19 protein-coding genes are annotated in these 19696 nt (G+C 26.0%); 6 read left to right on the forward strand and 13 right to left on the reverse strand.

Translation table 11 applies throughout. The annotated features are described in order from the left end of the window. The first annotated feature begins 197 nt into the window (after window positions 1-197). The 5 genes from vapD to ACO409_RS04875 all read left to right on the forward strand — a co-directional run bounded on the left by vapD (window position 198) and on the right by ACO409_RS04875 (window position 7364). Entirely contained in the window at window positions 198-482 is a 285-nt protein-coding gene (gene vapD, locus ACO409_RS04855; RefSeq protein ID WP_018497980.1) for an endoribonuclease VapD, read from the forward strand. Between the two features lie 74 nt (window positions 483-556). Further along, window positions 557-1207 carry a YdcF family protein gene (locus ACO409_RS04860; protein ID WP_485555359.1) on the forward strand — a complete coding sequence of 217 codons (651 nt, stop codon included), beginning with the start codon at window positions 557-559 and terminating at the stop codon, window positions 1205-1207. A gap of 236 nt (window positions 1208-1443) precedes the next feature. Further along, window positions 1444-3240 carry a translation elongation factor 4 gene (gene lepA / locus ACO409_RS04865; protein WP_485555361.1) on the forward strand — a complete coding sequence of 599 codons (1797 nt, stop codon included), beginning with the start codon at window positions 1444-1446 and terminating at the stop codon, window positions 3238-3240. A 188-nt stretch (window positions 3241-3428) separates the two neighbouring features. Continuing rightward, entirely contained in the window at window positions 3429-4067 is a 639-nt protein-coding gene (locus ACO409_RS04870; RefSeq protein ID WP_485555363.1) for a 3'-5' exonuclease, read from the forward strand. A gap of 51 nt (window positions 4068-4118) precedes the next feature. Continuing rightward, on the forward strand, window positions 4119-7364 hold the full coding sequence (locus tag ACO409_RS04875; protein WP_485555365.1) for a DUF3427 domain-containing protein: 3246 nt from the start codon (window positions 4119-4121) through the stop codon (window positions 7362-7364). A gap of 208 nt (window positions 7365-7572) precedes the next feature. Here ACO409_RS04875 and ACO409_RS04880 read toward each other — a convergent pair whose 3' ends face one another. Both ACO409_RS04880 and ACO409_RS04885 read right to left on the reverse strand, forming a co-directional pair. Then, the gene (locus ACO409_RS04880) at window positions 7573-7947 is read right to left on the reverse strand and encodes a hypothetical protein (protein ID WP_485555367.1); all 375 of its coding nucleotides are present in this window, start codon (window positions 7945-7947) and stop codon (window positions 7573-7575) included. A 13-nt stretch (window positions 7948-7960) separates the two neighbouring features. Further along, window positions 7961-8344 carry a hypothetical protein gene (locus tag ACO409_RS04885; RefSeq protein ID WP_371466366.1) on the reverse strand — a complete coding sequence of 128 codons (384 nt, stop codon included), beginning with the start codon at window positions 8342-8344 and terminating at the stop codon, window positions 7961-7963. A gap of 131 nt (window positions 8345-8475) precedes the next feature. Here ACO409_RS04885 and ACO409_RS04890 point away from each other — a divergent pair, with 131 nt between their 5' ends. Then, window positions 8476-9588 carry a tyrosine-type recombinase/integrase gene (locus ACO409_RS04890; protein ID WP_485555369.1) on the forward strand — a complete coding sequence of 371 codons (1113 nt, stop codon included), beginning with the start codon at window positions 8476-8478 and terminating at the stop codon, window positions 9586-9588. Window positions 9589-9929: 341 nt separating this feature from the next. Here ACO409_RS04890 and ACO409_RS04895 read toward each other — a convergent pair whose 3' ends face one another. The 11 genes from ACO409_RS04895 to hisF form a co-directional block, all read right to left on the reverse strand. Then, window positions 9930-10295, reverse strand: a complete 366-nt coding sequence (locus ACO409_RS04895) for a PBECR3 domain-containing polyvalent protein (RefSeq protein WP_485555371.1) — start codon at window positions 10293-10295, stop codon at window positions 9930-9932. After that, a complete protein-coding gene (murJ, locus tag ACO409_RS04900; RefSeq protein ID WP_485555373.1) occupies window positions 10276-11808 on the reverse strand; it encodes a murein biosynthesis integral membrane protein MurJ in 1533 nt (510 codons plus the stop codon). The genes ACO409_RS04895 and murJ overlap by 20 nt, the downstream gene beginning before the upstream one ends. A gap of 33 nt (window positions 11809-11841) precedes the next feature. Beyond that, window positions 11842-12570: a segregation and condensation protein A gene (locus tag ACO409_RS04905; RefSeq protein WP_485555375.1), complete on the reverse strand. Its 729-nt coding sequence runs from the start codon at window positions 12568-12570 to the stop codon at window positions 11842-11844. Between the two features lie 35 nt (window positions 12571-12605). Next, window positions 12606-13583 (reverse strand): bifunctional riboflavin kinase/FAD synthetase, encoded by a 978-nt coding sequence (locus ACO409_RS04910; RefSeq protein ID WP_485555377.1) that lies wholly within the window; start codon window positions 13581-13583, stop codon window positions 12606-12608. Window positions 13584-13799: 216 nt separating this feature from the next. After that, window positions 13800-14309, reverse strand: a complete 510-nt coding sequence (locus ACO409_RS04915) for a polymer-forming cytoskeletal protein (protein ID WP_485555379.1) — start codon at window positions 14307-14309, stop codon at window positions 13800-13802. Between the two features lie 206 nt (window positions 14310-14515). Continuing rightward, window positions 14516-15361, reverse strand: a complete 846-nt coding sequence (locus ACO409_RS04920; protein WP_485555380.1) for a hypothetical protein — start codon at window positions 15359-15361, stop codon at window positions 14516-14518. A 25-nt stretch (window positions 15362-15386) separates the two neighbouring features. Then, window positions 15387-16904, reverse strand: coding sequence for an NAD(P)H-hydrate dehydratase (locus ACO409_RS04925; protein WP_485555382.1), 1518 nt, complete (start codon window positions 16902-16904; stop codon window positions 15387-15389). Between the two features lie 39 nt (window positions 16905-16943). After that, entirely contained in the window at window positions 16944-17795 is an 852-nt protein-coding gene (gene hisJ, locus ACO409_RS04930) for a histidinol-phosphatase HisJ (RefSeq protein WP_485555384.1), read from the reverse strand. 24 nt (window positions 17796-17819) lie between these two features. Continuing rightward, window positions 17820-18473 carry a bifunctional phosphoribosyl-AMP cyclohydrolase/phosphoribosyl-ATP diphosphatase HisIE gene (gene hisIE / locus ACO409_RS04935; protein ID WP_485555386.1) on the reverse strand — a complete coding sequence of 218 codons (654 nt, stop codon included), beginning with the start codon at window positions 18471-18473 and terminating at the stop codon, window positions 17820-17822. A 93-nt stretch (window positions 18474-18566) separates the two neighbouring features. Beyond that, window positions 18567-18887, reverse strand: coding sequence for a nucleotidyltransferase family protein (locus tag ACO409_RS04940; protein WP_485555388.1), 321 nt, complete (start codon window positions 18885-18887; stop codon window positions 18567-18569). Between the two features lie 48 nt (window positions 18888-18935). Then, a complete protein-coding gene (hisF, locus tag ACO409_RS04945) occupies window positions 18936-19691 on the reverse strand; it encodes an imidazole glycerol phosphate synthase subunit HisF (RefSeq protein ID WP_485555390.1) in 756 nt (251 codons plus the stop codon). Window positions 19692-19696 lie beyond the last annotated feature (5 nt).

A 19696-nucleotide genomic window follows, 5' to 3' on the forward strand; every position in this document is an offset into this window, starting at 1 on the left:
ATTTTATCTAAAAACTTTAAAATTTATGCTTGACTTTTTATAGTTAGTCTTTCTTAAATATTTCAATAGTTTTTATATAATTTATTATAGTATTTTTTAAATAAAACATCAATAAAAAAATAAAAACAAGAAATTGACAATTATGGTAAAATGTACTAAAATATTGTTGTAAAATATTTAAAAAAGGAGGGATACAGATGTATGCAATTGCATTTGATTTAAAAATTGATGATTTGAAAAAAAATTATGGGGATCCATATAACAGGGCTTACGATGAAATTCGACAGGAATTGGAGATACTGGGTTTTGAGTGGACACAAGGCAGTTTATATGTGAATAGTACTGAAAAAAATACTTTAGCTGAAGTTTATAAAGCCATAACAAAACTAAAATCTATCGAATGGTTTAAAAATTCCGTAAGGGATATTAGAGCTTTTAAAGTTGAAGATTGGAGTGATTTTACAGCTATCGTGAAAGAATAATTATTTTATAGCGGTTGTTTCAGAAATGGAACAGCCTTTATTTTAAGAAAGGATATTTTTACAATCGAAAACTTATGAAGAATACAATTGTAATATTAATAAAAATTTCTATCATCATATTTGTTTTTTTATTTTGCTTTGTGCAATATTTTATAATAAAAGAATACACAACTGATAGAAAAGCCGTAAATGAAAATAAAAAAGTAGATTATGTAATAATACTAGGGGCAAGAGTAAAAGGAGAAAAGCCTGCTAAATCACTTATGGAAAGAATAAAGGCTGCAACGGAGTATTTAAAGAAAAATCCAGAAGTTAAGGTTATTGCAACTGGTGGGCAAGGAAAAAATGAAAATGTGGCAGAAGGATTGGCGATAAAAAGGGAACTTTTGAAAAATGGAATTAATGAAGAAAGGATTATTTTGGAGGACAAATCTAAGAATACTGTTGAGAATTTTAGATTTAGTCTTGAGAAGATAAGAAATATTGAAGATGGTAAAAATATTTTAAATAATAATGGAAAAAATCGAAAAATAAAAGTATTGATTGTAACGAATGATTATCATATTTTCCGTTCTAAAAATATTGCTAGAAAAGTTGGATTTGGCAATGAAAATTATGAAATTTACGGACTTCCAGCGAAAACGCCATTGATTTCAATTCCAAAATCGTATTTTAGGGAATTTTTGTCAAATGTAAATTATTTTATTTTCCAATCTAGAAATTAGTTAAAAGTTAAATAAATTTATAATTTAAATAAAATAGTAGAGTGATTTTATAAGAAATTGTATATAATGTAAAATAACTAAATTTTGATAAAATATTTTTCACAAAGACTATGAAAAAATGCAAAATTATTATATAATATAAATATTATTTATTGAGTAACTAAGTTCGGATAGAATAGTTGCTCATTTTAAACATATAACAAATAATAAACGAGTAAACGGAGGAAACAATATAAATGTTGGATCAAAAGAATAAAAGAAATTTTTCGATAATTGCACATATTGATCATGGAAAATCTACTATTGCGGACAGACTTTTGGAACAAACAGGGACTGTAACGCAAAGGGAAATGGTAGATCAGCTGTTAGATAGCATGGATTTAGAAAGGGAAAAAGGGATAACTATTAAGGCACAGGCAGTTACATTGAAATACAAGGCTAGAAACGGAGAAACTTATGAGTTAAATTTAATTGATACTCCAGGACACGTTGACTTTATTTACGAAGTATCGAGATCGCTTGCAGCTTGTGATGGGGCCTTGCTTGTAGTTGATGCTGCTCAAGGGATAGAGGCACAAACATTAGCAAACGTATATTTAGCTTTGGAAAATGATTTGGAAATATTGCCTGTAATAAATAAGATTGATTTACCATCTGCAGATCCTGATAAAGTTAAATTGGAAATTGAAGATGTTATAGGATTACCTGCAGATGAAGCAGTTCTTGTTTCTGGAAAAACTGGATTTGGAATTGAAGATCTATTGGAAGCAATTATTAAATATATTCCAGCTCCTAAAGGAGAAATTGATAATCCGTTAAAAGCGTTAATTTTTGACTCGCATTATGATGATTTTAGAGGAGTTATAACGTATGTTAGAATAATTGAGGGAAAAATTGCAAAAGGTGACAGAATCAAAATTATGTCTACTGATAAAGAATTTGATGTATTAGAAGTTGGAATTTTCTCACCTAAAATGAAAGAATCGGATGAATTGACAGCTGGTTCAGTTGGATATATTATTACTGGCATTAAATCAATTAAAGATACTCAAGTTGGAGATACTATTACACACGTACAAAATCCAACAAGTACAGCACTTGAAGGGTATCGACCTGCACTAAGTATGGTTTTTGCTGGAATTTATCCAGTTTCAACAGATGACTACGAAGATTTAAGAGAAGCGTTGGAAAAATTACAACTAAATGATGCATCACTTTCGTATGCTCCAGAAACTTCGCTTGCGTTAGGATTTGGATTCAGATGTGGATTTTTAGGACTTTTGCATATGGAAATAGTTGTAGAAAGATTGCGTCGTGAATTTAACATTGACTTGATTTCAACAGCACCGTCTGTTAAATATCACGTAACACCTGAACAAGGACAAATGATAGTAATTGATAACCCTGCAGAATTTCCAGAAGGGAAAAAATACATTGAAGAGCCTTATGTAAAAGGTACAATTATTGTTCCAAAAGATTATGTTGGAAATGTGATGGAACTTTGTCAGGAAAAAAGAGGAACATTTATCAATATGAATTATCTTGATGAAACGAGAACTATGATCAGTTATGACTTGCCACTTGCAGAAATTGTAATTGATTTTTATGATAAATTAAAATCACGTACAAAAGGTTATGCTTCATTTGAATATGAAATGATTGGATACAAAGAATCAGACTTGGTAAAAGTAGATATTTTGGTAAGTGGAAATCCAGTAGATGCCTTTTCATTTATTGCACATAAGGATAATGCCTATTACAGAGGTCGTGCAATTGTTGAAAAATTAAAAGATGTAATTCCAAGACAGCAATTTGAAATACCGCTTCAAGCTGCACTTGGAACAAAAATAATTGCAAGAGAAACAATAAAGGCACTTCGTAAAAATGTCCTTGCAAAATGTTATGGCGGAGATATTACCCGTAAGAAAAAATTATTAGAAAAACAAAAAGAGGGTAAAAAACGGATGAAGGCGATTGGAAATGTAGAAATTCCGCAAGAGGCGTTTTTATCAGTATTAAAATTAAATGACTAATTTATCTTAGTATAAATGAATATAAAAATTAGACTTGTTCGATAACTATTTATAAAATAAAAGTATTTTGAAGCAAAGTATAGATAAAAAGTTTTATATTATCGAACATATCTATTGATTAAATAATCCAAAAGTTTATTCGATGTAAAATTTAGATTTAGGAAAAAACAAAAAGGAAAGAGAAAATAGTGAATAAAGAAATAAAATTAAATAAGAATATTATATTTTTTGATGTGGAAACAAACGGATTTCAAGGAAGTTCTGTTTTGTCGATGTCTGCAATAAAAGTTAATTATAATTCTGAAAATTCTGAGAATGAAAGAAACAGATGGAAGAAAGTTTCTGAATTTAACAGATTTTATTTTAGAAATGAAGGCGAAGAGTTAAATGAAGGTGCAATTAATGTAAATGGATTGACAGATGATGTAATTTTAAGTGAAAGGAAAAATATTATTCAAAATACAGGAATTGAATATCCTTTGACTTTTAAGGAAGATATGGATAATTTCTTTTTATTTTGTCAGGATACAAGCCATTTTGTCGCTCATAACATAAAATTTGACAGAAGTTTTGTAGATTTTCCATTGCAAAATCAATTTGATACAATGCTAACAAATATAGATATTGTAAAAGTAACAGGTTCTTCCTATGGAAACTACAAATGGCCAAAACTTATGGAATGTGCCAATTATTACAACGTTCCATTTGAAGAAAGCCAGTTACACGGAAGTTACTATGATGTTTTAATAATGTTTAGAATATTTTTTAAAATGATGAAGCATAAAACTGGAAATAAGAGAATTTTAGAATTTTTAGAAAAAGAATAATTTAAAGAACTTAAATTCTTGTAAAAATTAATTAAAATAAAAGGGGTGAAAATGAGTATTTTAGCAAAGAAATCTGAGTCAAGTAATTTAGTAAATGCAAAAGAAAAAAATGATAATTTTCTGGAAATGACTGAATACAAGGAAAATTTGGAATTTGAAGTTCTGGAAACTTTTTCAGATAAAATTTCTAATTTTATTGAAAAAAATGATTATCAAAAAGTTATTGAATTTACTGAAAAACAATTGTATTTGTTAAATCAGGCATTTACAGATGAATCAGAAAAAATAAAAATTCAAAATACTGATTTTCACTTTGAGTTACCGTTAAAACGAAAAAATAAAGATATAATCGGAAATATAAATGAATTAATTATAAACGAAAAGGCTAAATTTCGTAATTTTTTTATTTATTTAAAGCAGGAATTGCTAAACTGTAAAAAATTCTATTTTATTGTAAGTTTTATAAAATATTCAGGGATTCAGTTATTAATAAGCACTTTGGATGAACTTGAAAAACAAGGAATTCAAGGAGAAATTATAACATCTGTTTATTTGAATATTACGGACTCAAAGGCATTACAAAAACTTTTATCGTATAAAAATATAAAGGTAAAAATTTATAATAATTCAAGCGAGAGTTTTCACACAAAAGCATATTTATTTGAAAAAGAAAAATATCATAGTGTTGTAATCGGATCATCTAATATTAGTCAAAGTGCATTGTATTCAGCAGAGGAATGGAATGTGAAGCTGACAGATAGCAGTTTTTTTAATATTTATGGAAAATCGTTAAATCAGTTTGAGAAGCTGTGGCATAGTAATGAAGCGATAGAATTGACACAAGATTTTATTGATGAATATGAAAAATATAAAAAATCTGTAAATGTACAAAATACTTTTGATTATAGAAAAACCAAAATTGAACAAGAAAATGAATTTGTACCAAATAGCATGCAAAAAAGAGTTTTGCAAAAACTAAAAGAAACTAGAATAAACGGCAATAAAAAGGGCCTTGTAATTTCTGCAACTGGTACAGGAAAAACTTATCTTGCCGCAATGGATATAAAACAGTTTTTTGAAATTAATTCCAATACTGAAAATAAATTATTTAAAATAAATGATAAAAAATCAAAAACTTCAAATATAAAATTTTTATTCATTGCTCATCGTGAAGAGTTGCTAGAAAATGCAATAAATGTTTTTTCAAAAATTCTTAAAATTGACAAAAATGAATTTGGAAGAATTTATGGCGGTTTAAAGGAAATTGATAAAAGTATAATTTTTGCTTCGATTCAGTCTTTAAGAAATTGTTACAATGAATTTAAGCCTAGTTTTTTTGATTACGTTATAGTTGATGAATTTCATCATTCAATGTCAGACAGTTATTTAAAAACATTATCATATTTTAATCCAAAATTTCTATTAGGATTAACAGCAACTCCAAAACGTATGGATGGAAAAGACATTCTATCACTTTGTGATTATAACGTAGTAGATGAAATTGGAATAAAAGAGGCTTTGGAAGAAGACTTGATTGTTCCTTTCCATTATTTTGGAATAAATGATTATACGATTAATTATGATAATATTCCTTACAAAAATGGGAAATACAATGAAAAAATATTATTAGAAAATTTATTATTGAACACACGTGCCGATTACATTGTTAAAAAAATCAATAAATTTGGCTTCGATGGTGATGAACTAAGTGCTGTTGCATTTTGCCAGAATATAGAGCATGCTTTTTTTATGAAGGAAGAATTTTCAAAAAAAGGTTATAAATCAGCTGTGATCACAGCAAATACAAGTTCAAACGAAAGATCAGAAATTTTAGAAAAATTCAAAAACAAAAAAATTGAAATTTTATGCGTAGTAGATATTTTAAACGAAGGAATTGATATTCCAACAATTAATTTACTGCTATTCTTACGTCCCACAATGTCGTCAACAATTTTTATACAGCAAATTGGGAGAGGATTGAGAAAGGCTAAAAATAAAGACTTTGTAACAATTATTGATTTTATTGGAAATCACAAAAAAGATTATTTATTAATAAATTATTTTTCAAGTGAAGTTGATAATAAAGATACTTTATTCACAAAAAAAGAAAAAATTATTAATGAAATTAAAAATCAATTTTCAAATATTCCAAAATCTTGTTATGTGGAGCTAGATAGAATTTGCCAAAATCGCATTATTGAAAAAATAGAAAAGATTAATTTTAGTTCAAAAAATATTTTAAAGGAAATGTATTTAGATTATAAAGCTGAAATTGGAAAATCTGAAAATGAGTTTTTGCAAATAGCAGATTTTGATACCAATATTGAGCTATTTCAGGAATTATGCCTAAAAATGCATTCATTTTATAATGCTCAATTACAATTTGAAGATTCTAAAATTTTTAAAAATGAAAATGAGAAAAATCCATTAAATACAACTGAAATTGAATTTTTAGAATATTTAGAAAAGAAAATAACACTTGTTGAGCCATTTACCTTTTTAATTATTGATTATTTAGCGACTGGAAAAGAGTATATTAATAATAGTGATTTATTAAACAAATATAAGAGATTTTTTGATATTAAAAGAAATTTTGAAAAACATTACTTATTAAATCGAATATTTGAAGAATTAATAGAAGATGAGATTTTAGAAAAAAGTCTTTATGGCTATAAATTTTCAAAAAAATATAAAAATTTATTTTCAAATAAAAAATTAAATGAAAAAAACAATATGAAATCTCAACAAAAAGAAAATAAATTAAATTTCATAAATCGATTGAAACAATTAATTCATCTAGGTTTGAATGAATTTAAAAGAAATGATTTAGATGAATTTAACGAAAATATTCTCATTTCGTATAAAGAATACAAGCGGGTTGAATTGCAAATATTGCTTGATTCTAAGGTGCCAAAAGGCAGCTGGAGAGCTGGTTATGCGAATACTGATAAAGATATTTGCTTATTTGCGACAATTGATAAAACGCACATTTTTCAAGAGAATTTAAAGTATGATAATTCATTATTTGCAGATGATATTATTCAGTGGATAAGTCAACCAAAAACTTCTCATAATTCAAGTGTTGGACAAATGTTTATTCATCATAAAGAAAAAGGTTTTAAGGTTCACATTTTTATACGAAAATATGCTTTTATGAATGGAAACAAGACAAATCCTTTTATCTATCTAGGAAATGCACAATATTACAGCAGTCAAGGCGATAAACCAATGAAAATATTATGGAAATTGGATAAGAAAATTCCTCAAAAATTAATTTATGAATTATATAAATTTTAAGTAATGGAATAAGTCTTAAAAATTATGAAAAAATCTATCTAAAGAATGAATAATAATGTGAATGCTAGTAGTAATTTATGAAATGTGTTTGGCAAAAGTATGCGATAGAATAGATTTTTATATTATATTTTATTATTTATATTTATTACATATTACTCCATCTTAATTAATGTATGTTATGTAATGTAAAAATTTTATAAATGGAGAACTACAATTTAATTTTTGAAAGAATTTTTTCAAAAGTTATTTCTTTGTTATAATAATCTAATTTTTCTAACCATAATTCCAATTCTTTCTTTCTTTTTTTGAAAATTTCCAAATCCTTTTTATTTCCCAATATAATTCCTTCAAAATGCTCGGGCAAATTACATAGTTCATAATAACCACACAAAAAATCATATTTTGAATTATTCTCTAATGAAAGAGACCAATTAAATGGTATTTTGGATTTTTCTACTTCAATAAAAATTTCTGAAATCCATTTTATTTTTTTTTCTTCTATTAAATAATGCAATTCCTTATTATTTTTAAAATAACATATTCCCATTACTAAATAATCTATATTTTTATATCTTATTTTCATATAAACTCCTTATTTATCTTTCAAACTTATATAGCATATTATCGAAAATATTGCTATAATTTAAAACCTCATCATAATATTCTAAATTTTTTTGCCAATTTTTCTTCATTTCATCAGATTGTAATTTTTTGTATTCTAAAGCTTCTTCTCCTTCCCAATGATATGCAGCATAAATAAGATTTTTTGTCAATTTTTTTGGACCTATAATTATCTTACACCATTCTTTATTTATTATTTTCCAATGCCAATCAAAAGGTATCCTTCCATCTATAATTTCTAACTCTGTATCAAGAACTTCAAAATTACTATATAATAAAAACAATTTTTTTCGATTATCTAAAATAACAATTCCAAAAACTTCATGAATCGTTCCATTTTCTTTTAATTTTACTTTCATTAAATATTTTCACATCCTATCTCAAGTTAAGTATATCACACAAAATCAAAAAAATCGAGATAAATTTTTCTATTATGTAGAGATAAAAATATGATATAATTATTTAAGATCAAAAATTAAGGAGATTAAAAATGCCAGTTTATTATAACGCAGATAAAAAGACATGGTATGCGATGTTTTATGCTAAAGATTACAAGGGTGTAAATAAAAAGTACAAAAAAACTGGGTTTAAGAAGAAAAAGGAAGCTCAGGAATATGAATATGAATTTAAGAAAAAAATTGCTAAATCTGTAAATATGTCATTTCAATCGTTGTATGAACTTTATTTTGAGGATTATAGCAAAAGACATAAACCTACAGCTATCAATACTGTGGAAAATTTTTTTAGGTTACATATATTGCCTTTTTTTAGCGATGTTGAGATTAGCAAAATTAATTCCTATATGATACGGGAATGGCAAAATGAGATGCTGGAAAAGAAAAATGAAAATGGAAAGCCGTTTAGCGAGAATTCTAAAGCTAATATTTATGCAGCTTTAAAAAGTTTGTTTAATTGGGCTGCAAAATATCAAGGATTGAATGAAAATCCTTGTAAAAATTTAGGGGCATTTGGAAGTAAAAAAAATCGTTCTGAAATGAAAATCTGGTCAGTGGATGATTTTAATAAATTTATAAATTTTCTTGAATCAAAAAATAAAGAAAAAAATGGTAAATATTCAGATGCGATTATTATATTTAAAGTCTTGTTTTGGACTGGATTACGAATTGGAGAAGTTTTAGCTCTTACATTTGATGACATTGATTTGGAAGAAAAATTTATAGATGTGAATAAAACTATTTCACATATAAAGAAAAAAGAATATATAACCGCTCCAAAAACTTTAGGATCAATAAGAAAAGTTCTTCTTCCTGAAAATCTTATTTCAGATTTAAAATCATATTTTTCTAAATTTGAGTTAGAATTATCAAAAAAAGATTTGAAATCTCAAAGAATCTTTAATTTAAAAAAAACTCAATTACGATATATTTTGGAAAAGTACAGTATTCAAGCCGATGTTGAAAAAATAAGACTTCATGATTTTAGACATTCTCATGCTTCATATTTGCTATTTATTCAAGCTGACATTACTGCAATCAGCAAACGCCTAGGACATGATAATCTACAAACTACCATAAATACTTATTCTCATTTGTATAAAGATGCTAATAAACAACTTATGAAAAAGTTAAATAATAATGGTTGAATTATTAAAATTTAAGTGCTATACTATAAATATAAAGGAAAAATATTGAAATTAAGATAGAAAAAATTTTGAAAAAAACTAAAAAAATAGAACTTTTATAGAACTTTAGGATTTTTAAAATAGTAATAAAACCATTATTTTATAGTGTGTATAGAAGAAAATTCTATTTAAGGTTCACATAAATAGAAAAAGTTCTAATATAAGATTAGAAAAATACTTCAAATCTACTTTTATAAAAATAAGGCGATTTGAAGCAATAAAAAATCATCGACGATAAAAAGTATGGCTTAATCAATTTTAAGCGATTGTACGGCTTTTTACGCGGTGATTTTTTTTAAGAGTTATTTTTTATATCTATAGTGTATATTTTTTTCTTTTAGAAAATTTTCATCTTTTGCCATAAAGGCTGTTAGAACGAATCTGAGGTTTTTAACGTTTTTGTGTTGTGAAATTACTACGAAATAAATTAGTTTTCCGATTTTTTTTTGATAAAAATGCTCTTTACGAGATTTTGACTGTTTTGTTACAAAATCTGGATTTTCTAATACTTCTTTTATTATTTCCAGAGAAATTTCAGGGTGTTTTGGAAAAATATGTTCTTCAAATTGATTTTTACTCATTACCACTTTTTGATGCAGTTTAGCTTTAAATTCATAAACTTCTATTCGTTTTCCTGTCTTTGTATATCTAATTTTTTCTTTTACCATAATTTATCATTCCATTTTTTTTATTTTTTAAAACTTTTCTTATCAAATCTTTTCTAAAAATATAGATCAAAATAAACCAAATAATCAAATATATTATCGTAAATATTGCTAAATTTACTATAATACCATATTTATTTTGAAATTTTATTAAGATTGAAATCCAATATGAAATCATTGAAGTTACAAATGTTACTCCCAAAATTGCAATATATTTTAAATTTCTTAATTTCACATATTTTTTATTTAATGAAATATACAAAATTATAAAATTTATCATAGCTGAAAACGAAGTTGCAAATGTCAAGCCTACGTGTCTGTATTGTTTATACAAAAGGGCATCTAGTACTATATTTGTAAATATTGCTGTAAATGATGAAATTACTGGTAATTTTCTATCTTTGTAAACATAGTGGCTTCTTGTAAGTAAATGTATTGTTGAAAAAAACAAAAGTCCTAAGGCATAAAATTGCAAAGTTTCTGAAGTAATTTTTACAGCTCCTGCATTAAATTTTCCTCTTTCATAAACTAATCTTACTATTTCTTTTGCATATCCAAATAAAACTACACTTGATGGTACAATTAGAAACGACAACATATACAATCCTTGATGTATAACTCTTCTTACTGTTCTGTTATCATTTTTTACGACTGCTTTAGACAATGTTGGAAAAATCACAACTGCTAGTGAAATTGCAAAAACTCCTACTGGAAGCAAATATAATCTGCTCGCATAATTTAATGCACTTGCAGTTCCTGCTGGTAACGAAGTTGCAAATCTGTTGTCAACGATTTCATTTATTTGATAACCAAAAATTCCGACTAATGTTGGAGCCATTAAAATAAACATTTCTTTTACATATTCATCTTTTAAGTTTAAAATGAATTTATATTTTTTCATGATTTGAAAAAATTGTGGCAACATTATTACTAATTGAAAAACTCCAGAAAGTAAATAAGCTACACCAAGTCCATAAATTCCCATTTTGTTTTTTAATAGCAAAGTTCCTATTATAATTGTTAAATTAAATACAATTCCCATTGATGCTGAAACTGCAAATTTTTTGTAATTATTTAATAGTGATGACACAACTCCAGATAGTGCAATGAACAAAAAATAAAAAGCTACAATTTTTAGTAAATTATTTGCTGCATCAAATCTTTTTGGATCGTCAAAACCTGTTGTCACTTTTAAAATTTGCTTGGAAAAAAATATCATAATTACTGAAAGTGTCGATGTAAATGCGATTATTAAATTTAAAAGTGAAAACACAAAATCATCTGTTCTTTCTTTTCCTTCTTCTTCCATTCCACGGTTGTAAATTGGGATAAATACAGTTCCTAAAGATCCTTCTCCAAATAATGTTGTAAAAAAATTTGGGATTTTTGTGGCACTGACATAGGCATCGGTCATTCCAGTTGCTCCAAAAATGCTTCCGATAATCATTTCTCTTATAAGTCCTAAAATTCGACTTAACATATTTATTATCATTACTATAAAACTAGATTTAAACATTAAAATTTAATTTCCTTTCTTTTAATTTTTTATTTATTTATTTTTTATGGATTCAATAAAAAAAATATTTTTTTCTACAATTATATCAATTTCTCCATTTTTAAACATATCTAAAATACAAAGAAATAAAGTTACTATTCTAGATTTAGAAAATTTATTTTTTAACAGATGATTGAACTCGACTTTTTGATTTTTTTTTATAATTTCAGAAATTTCATTATGAGCTTCTTCTGTTGAATAATTATCATCTTCTAAATTTAAAATCATTCTTTCTTCAGAACCATCTTTTTTAGTTATTTTTGCATTAATCAAATTTTTTAAACTTTTGAATAAATTATCTAAATTTAGGCTTGAAATATCATATTCAATTATTTTTTCACTGTTATCCATGTTTTCTATTTTCGACCTTTGATAAGGAATATTGTACTCATTTTCATATTTTGAAAACAATTCAGAAATCTCTTTAAATAACTGATATTCAATTATCTTTTTTTCTAAATTTTCGATTTTTTCAAATTTTTTATTATCTCTATTTAGTATTGAATAAGCCTTAATTTCAATCAAATCAGTTGCCATTATCAAAAATTCAACTTTTATTTTTAAATTCAATTCTTTTTGTGCATGAATGTAATTCAAATAATCATCTATTATTTGTGAAATATTTATCGAATTTATATCCATCTTCTTTTTTTCAATTAAATGAATAAGCAAATCAAGAGGCCCTTCAAAATTTTCAATTTTTATTTTTATTATATTTTCCATATTTTACCTGTTTTCTTCTTATTTTTGATATTTATCTATCTGTCTAAAATTTTATTTTTCCAATAATTTGCATCTTTTCCAATTTGTTCCTTTAATTCTTCTACTGAACCAAATTTTTTTTCATATCGAATATTTTCTAGAACTTCAATCAAAATAATTTTTCCATAAATATCTTCATTAAAATCAAAAATATTAGTTTCAACACTAAGCACTCCAACATCAACTGTAGGATTCCGTCCAATATTCATAACTCCATTATAAATTTTTTCATCACCTTGAATATGAATTTTTACTCCATAAACTCCAAATTCTGGATAAATTTTATTTTCAAATTTTAAATTAGCTGTTGGAAAACCTATAACTCTTCCAAGCTGTTTTCCATAAACAACTTCTCCAAGAATAATAAAATTATGTCCAAGAAGCTCTCTAACTTTTTCAAAGTTTCCTTTTTTTATATAATTTCTAACTCGTGTACTACTTATGATTTTTCCATTTTCATCTAGTACAGCTTTTTGTACATTTAATTTTATATTTCTTTGTTTTAATAATTTTTCAAGCGTTTCGATATTTCCAGATTTACCTTTTCCAAAAGTAAAATTAAAACCACAGTAAACTTCATCCGCATTCAAATCATTTGCGACTACTTTTTCTACAAATTCTTCAGGCGAATAATTCTTTACTTTTTCAAATTGGTCCAAATAAAGATAATCAATTTTGTTTTCGTTTAATAAGTATGCCTTTTCAGAACAAGTCGTTATTTTGATTTTTTGATTTTTAGGATATTCATTAAACGTGTAAACTAATGTTTTTATCCCTTTTTCCTTTGCTTTTTTTACCGCTTTTTTCAAAATTACTTGATGTCCCTTGTGAACACCATCAAAATTTCCTAAAATAACGATATTTTTTTTATCTTTTATTTTCTGAAAACTTTTATGATAATCAAGAATTTTTACATTAATACCATATTCAATAATCTCCTTTATTTCTTCTAAATTTTCTGTAATAAATTTCATCAATTTTCGTTCCTTTTTTATTTATTTTATATACTCAACCCCACCTAATTAAAACTGAGGAATTGTAATATTAATTAATTTACTTATTAGATTTTATCATAATTTCAATTTAATGTATAGTGAAAAAAGAGCAATGCTGAAAATTAATTTCAAAAAAAATAGTCATAAATTTAATAAATAAAATCTATGACTACTTATAGTTAATTTTTTATAATTTTATAATTCATTGCTGTTTTTTTCAGCAACTTCTACTTTAGCTTTTGGATTTTTTTCGTTGTTTTTATTTTCTTTCTTATTTTTGTCATCTTCTTCTTTTATGAGAGCTATTTTTATTTTTTTTCTTCCTTCAAATATTCCGCCTTCTTGAATTACAAATACAGCCGATGTTATTGTAGCATAAACTTTTCCTGTATTTCCAATTTCAACTTTATCAGCTATAATTTCTCCTGAAACTTCTCCATTTACAACAACTGTTTCAGCAGTAATATTTCCTTTTACTTGCCCAGTTTTTCCAACATGAACGAGTTTATTTCCTTTAATATCACCATTTAATACACCTTCCATATTAAATACAGAATTTGTTTCAATAGTTCCTGTTATTGTTGTTTCCATTGAAATTGTACTAGTTCCATGTGTATTTTCATCATTATCTGCTGAAAATTGTCCGTTAAATCCTGTGTTTTCTCTTTTTTCCTTTACTTTTTTATCACTAGAAAATAATGCCATTTTTCTTTCCTTCTTCCTTCTTTTATTAATTAAAGTCAAATATATGTTATAGTATACTACATTTCCTTTGTTTTTTCAAATGTTTTTTTAATAATTTGTGTTTAGATATGTTATTATAGTTCTATTTATTTTGTTTTTTTCTTTATTTAATTTTATATTAGTAAAAATATAATTTTAATTTGTCGTATCTTAGTAAAAACTGCTATTTATTTTTTAAAAAATCGGCTATAACTAGCCAAATTAAATTTTTCAATATTATCCATAAATTCATCAAAACTCTTTGCAACTTTTACCAACTCAAATGAGAAAAGTACCATATCATCTGCAAAATAAATACCTTTATCAATTTTATTAAGAAAAAATAAATTTGAAAATGCTCCATTATCGTCATAATCGTTATCTAAGTACAGATCATTCCAAATACAAACATAATTTTGTAAAAAATGTCTCTCATATTGAATATTCAATAAATTTTCCAAGCTGACAAGTTTATATAATAAAATCTTTTTGTGAAATAAACTTTCAGATTTCTTTCTTAGCTTTTTCATTTTTTCCCAAGTTGTCCCAGCATACTCCTTGATAATCTCTCGATATTCTTTAACTTCTTCCGATGAAAATCTTTTCAAAACTTTAGAAATTTCCAGTTTTAATTCATTCATAAAATCTATAACTTTTTTATCCCCTTTATCAATTTTTTCATTAAAAATTTCTCTATATATTTTATCAAATATCTCTTTAAATTTTTTTATTTTTTCAAAATCAATAAAATTATCAAAACTTTTCTCTGAATCTTTTAAACGAATAATTCCAAACAAAGTTAAAAAAATTCTTTCAACAAAACTGTATTCTCCATCATAAAGAAAATCATCAGAAAAATTCATACTCAAAAATGAAGTTTTTACATTGCCTTTAAACAAAATAACTTCATATTCTCGCAATAGTTTTTCATATTTAGTTGGAAACGTTTCAAAAAATTTAGAATTAAAATAATCACTCTCACATTCTCGTTTTCTGCTATTCTCAAAATCAATAATATTGTAAATACTTCTCATTAAGTTTCTCACCTTAAAAATTAAATTACACTTCAAAAATTTCTTTCATACATTCTGAAATATTTTCAATAATATGACTTGCATTTACAATATACTGTTGCTCTACCAACTTATCAGCTATTTTACCATGCAAATATGCTCCTATACAAGCAGATTCTACTAACCCGTATTTTTGCCCCGCCAATGAACAAATTATGCCAGTCAAGCAATCTCCCATTCCTCCATTTGCCATACGGGAATTTCCTGTACTATTCACAAAAAGAGTTTTCCCATTTGTAATAATTGTATTTTTCCCCTTTAAAAGTAAAGTTATTTCATATTTTTGAGCAAAATCTTTTACTATTTCAAATTTATTTTTATTAATTTCTTCTGGAGAAAATCCTGATAATCTTGAAAATTCAACTAAATGTGGGGTTAACACACTTCTATTTTTTACTTTTTCAAAAAGTTCTTTATTTTCAGACAATAAATTCAAGGCATCTGCATCCAGCACAAGTTTTATCACATTTCCTTTATTATTTTTATCAATACTAATTAGCTTTTCAAATATTTTTAATGCTTTCTGACTTTTTCCAATTCCAGGCCCAATAGCGATTACATCACTATTTAAGATTTCATTTTCCAGTTTTTCAAAATTTTCTTCTATATTTTCAAAATTTATCGGAAAACTCATAGCTTCAGGAACAAATACGTTAAGTGAAAAATTATTTTTATCAGTAATTACAGTAGTAAGTCCAGCTCCGCTTCTCACACACGATTTTGCCACAATATTCCCTGCACCATAGAATCCACTACTTCCAGCAAAGATTAATACTTTCCCAAAATCTCCCTTATGAGAATTTTCATCTCTTTTTATATGAAAACCTTTTATTATTTCAGATGTCAAGTAATATTCACTGACAATATGATCAATATTATTTTTATTCAATCCAATATTTTCAATAATCACTTTTCCCAAATATTCTTTTATATCTGATTTTAAAAAGCCTTTTTTATATGTGACAAAAGAAATGGTAACATCAGCTTTAACAGATACTCCCATTATTTCTCCAGTATCGCCATTAATTCCGGATGGAATATCAATCGCATAAACTTTTTTATTTTTAGAATATTCATTTATCTTCAAAATAATATCTTTATAAATGCCTTTTATTTCTGAATTTAACCCTGTTCCAAAAATCCCTTCAACAACAACATCACATTCTAAAAGCAGCTTATCTAATTCTTCCAACTTATAAAAAATTTCAATTCCTAAATTTTTACAAATTTCATAATTTACAGAACAGTCATTGCTCATATTTTCATCACTAATACAAAAAATCTTAACTTGTTTTTCTTTTGAAAATAATTGTCGTGCAATTGCATATCCATCGCCTCCATTATTTCCCTTTCCACAAATAATAAGAAAATTATCTTCATTCTTTCCAATATGCTTTGTAAATGAAATCGCTGCATTTTCCATAAGCACAATACTCGGTATCTTCAATTCACTAATCGCATAATTATCAATTTTTTTTGTAGTTTCATTTCCACCTAATAACATTTTATCACCCCATTATGTCCTGTTTTTAAATATCAATTTTTAAATATTAAAATCCTGAAATTTTCCATCTTTTAATATTTTAACACTTTTAAATCCAATTTTTCGTATAATTTCCAAACTCTCATCAAAATAAAAATCAATGTTTTTAGTTTCATGTGCATCAGAAGAAATGGTAACTGGAATATTTTTAGCTAAAATTCTTTCAAGTATAAAAGAACTTGGATAAGGTGTCTGAGTCCATCCACGTGACATTCCTCCTGTATTAATTTCAACAATTGCTTCAGATTTAGCAATTTCATCCAGTACATATTCGACTTTATTTTTATACCATTCAGCACTTTCATCAAAATATTTAAAATCTTTATTAAATTTTTTTACCAAATCTAAATGCCCAATAATATCAGGCTTTTGAGTGTGCACCATTTCTACAATATTATCAAAATATGCTTCAATAAATGCCTTTTCATCTCCATTTGCATAATTTTTTATTCCGTACTCTAAAAGTTCAGGCATATTATCAACACAGTAATACTCCTCTTTTTCTTTATCCTTTATATAATGAACTGATCCAATTCTAAAATCAAGTCCTAAATTTTCATCAAGTTTTGGATTAAATCCCGAATAGAAATCAGCTTCAATTCCAATATAAACCTGAATATGATCTTTATATTTCTCTTTCAAATTTTTTAATTCTCTCAAATATTCTAATGTACCTTTTTCAGACATACAATATTCCGTATCAAATTTTGTAAAAGAATGCCCTGAAAGGCCAACACTTGTAAATCCTTTTTCTATTGCTGTTAGAATATAATCTTCAGCATTGTTTTTACCATCGCAATAAAATGTATGAGCATGAAGATTTGATGGGAAAATTATTTTTTTAATTTGCATTTTTATCAGCTCCTTTAATTATTTTTACTTTTCACCACCCATTTTTTCCTGTTTAACTTTATGGTCAATAACATGTCTTTTAGCCAGTTCATCTTTCACATTTTGAATAGTAAGCCCTTGCTCAATCATTAAAACTAAAGTGTGATAATATAAATCTGCAATTTCATATCTCAATTCATCATTATCGTTATTTTTAGCCCCTATTATAACTTCCGTACATTCTTCTCCAACTTTTTTCAAAATTTTATCAAGCCCTTTTTCAAACAAATAAGTCGTATAAGATTTTTCGTTTGGATTAATTTTTCTATCTTTTATCAATTCATAAAGTTTTTCAGGCGTAAAACTGCTATAATCTTCTGCTTCAAACAATGAATTAAAAAAGCAGCTCTCAGCACCAGTATGGCAAGCAGGCCCATCTTTTTTTACTTCCACAAGCAAAGCATCTGCATCACAGTCATATTTTACCGAAACAACATGCTGATAATTCCCCGAAGTTTCCCCTTTTAGCCAAAGTTCTTGTCTACTTCTGCTAAAAAAGCAAGTTTTCTTATCTCTTAAAGTTATTTCAAGACTTTCTTTATTCATATATGCAAGTGTCAATACTTCTTTTGTATAATAATCCTGTATTATCGCAGGAACAAGCCCTTTTTCATCAAATTTTATTTGCTCTATATTCATTTTTACCTCTTTTCTAAAATTATTTATTTTAATATTTTAATTTTTCTCTCAATAAGTAAATATATTTTAATAAATCTTCCATTTCTCTTCCTTTTACACATAAATTACACTCCGTAAAATTTCTTCCTTTATTTCATCTTTAGATTTCTGAACTTTTGGATTTTTAAATTTATACTCAAACATACTTTCATCAACTAAATCCACTTTTTTTTGAAAAATTTCTTCAAGTTTTTTGTGTAAATTACAAAAATTTTGATACATTCCCTTTTTAAATTCCATCTTTACAAGAATATCGATATCACTATTAGCAGTATCACTATTTTTAGAAAAACTACCAAAAAGTCCTAATTTTAAAATTGAATATTTCTTTTTATTAATTTCTTTTAATTTTTTTAAAATTTCTTCTTTTTTCATAATAATTTCCTCTTAGTTCATTTTCAAAATTTTTCTTATTAAAAAATATCAAATTCTCATCTCAACACCATTACTCTTCAAATATTTTTTCAACTCCATAATTTCCGCTTCCTTAAAATGAAAAATCGAAGCTGCAAGTCCCGCATCAATTCCTGGAATTTTAAATAAATCTTTAAAATGCTCCATATTTCCAGCTCCGCCTGATGCAACTATTGGAATTGACAACTTTTTTGATAAAATTTCAAGTAATTCTAAGTCAAATCCATTTTTAACTCCATCTGTGTCAATACTGTTTACAACAACTTCTCCAGCACCATTTTCCTGACCATTTACAAACCACTCTATTGCATCAATTCCAGTATTTTCTCTTCCGCCTTTTGCAAAAACTTTAAATTTACCATCAACTCGTTTTACATCGACTGACAAAACAACACATTGATCTCCATATTTTTTTGCAGCTTCTTCAATCAATTTTGGATTTCTTATTGCCCCAGAATTGACACTTACTTTATCAGCTCCAGCTTTCAAAACTCTATCAAAATCATCCAAAGTATTTATTCCACCGCCAACAGTAAGCGGAATAAATATTTGACTTGCCACTTCTTTCAAAATATCTGTAAACAATCCTCTTTCCTCAACCGAAGCCGTAATATCATAAAAAACAAGCTCATCAGCCCCAGATTTATTGTAAAATTTAGCCAATTCAACTGGACTATCAACTTCTTTTATACCAGTAAAATTAACTCCTTTTACAACTTTTCCATTTCTCACATCCAAACAGGGAATAATTCTCTTTGCAAGCATTTTTT

It is taken from the genome of Leptotrichia sp. (assembly GCF_057270615.1).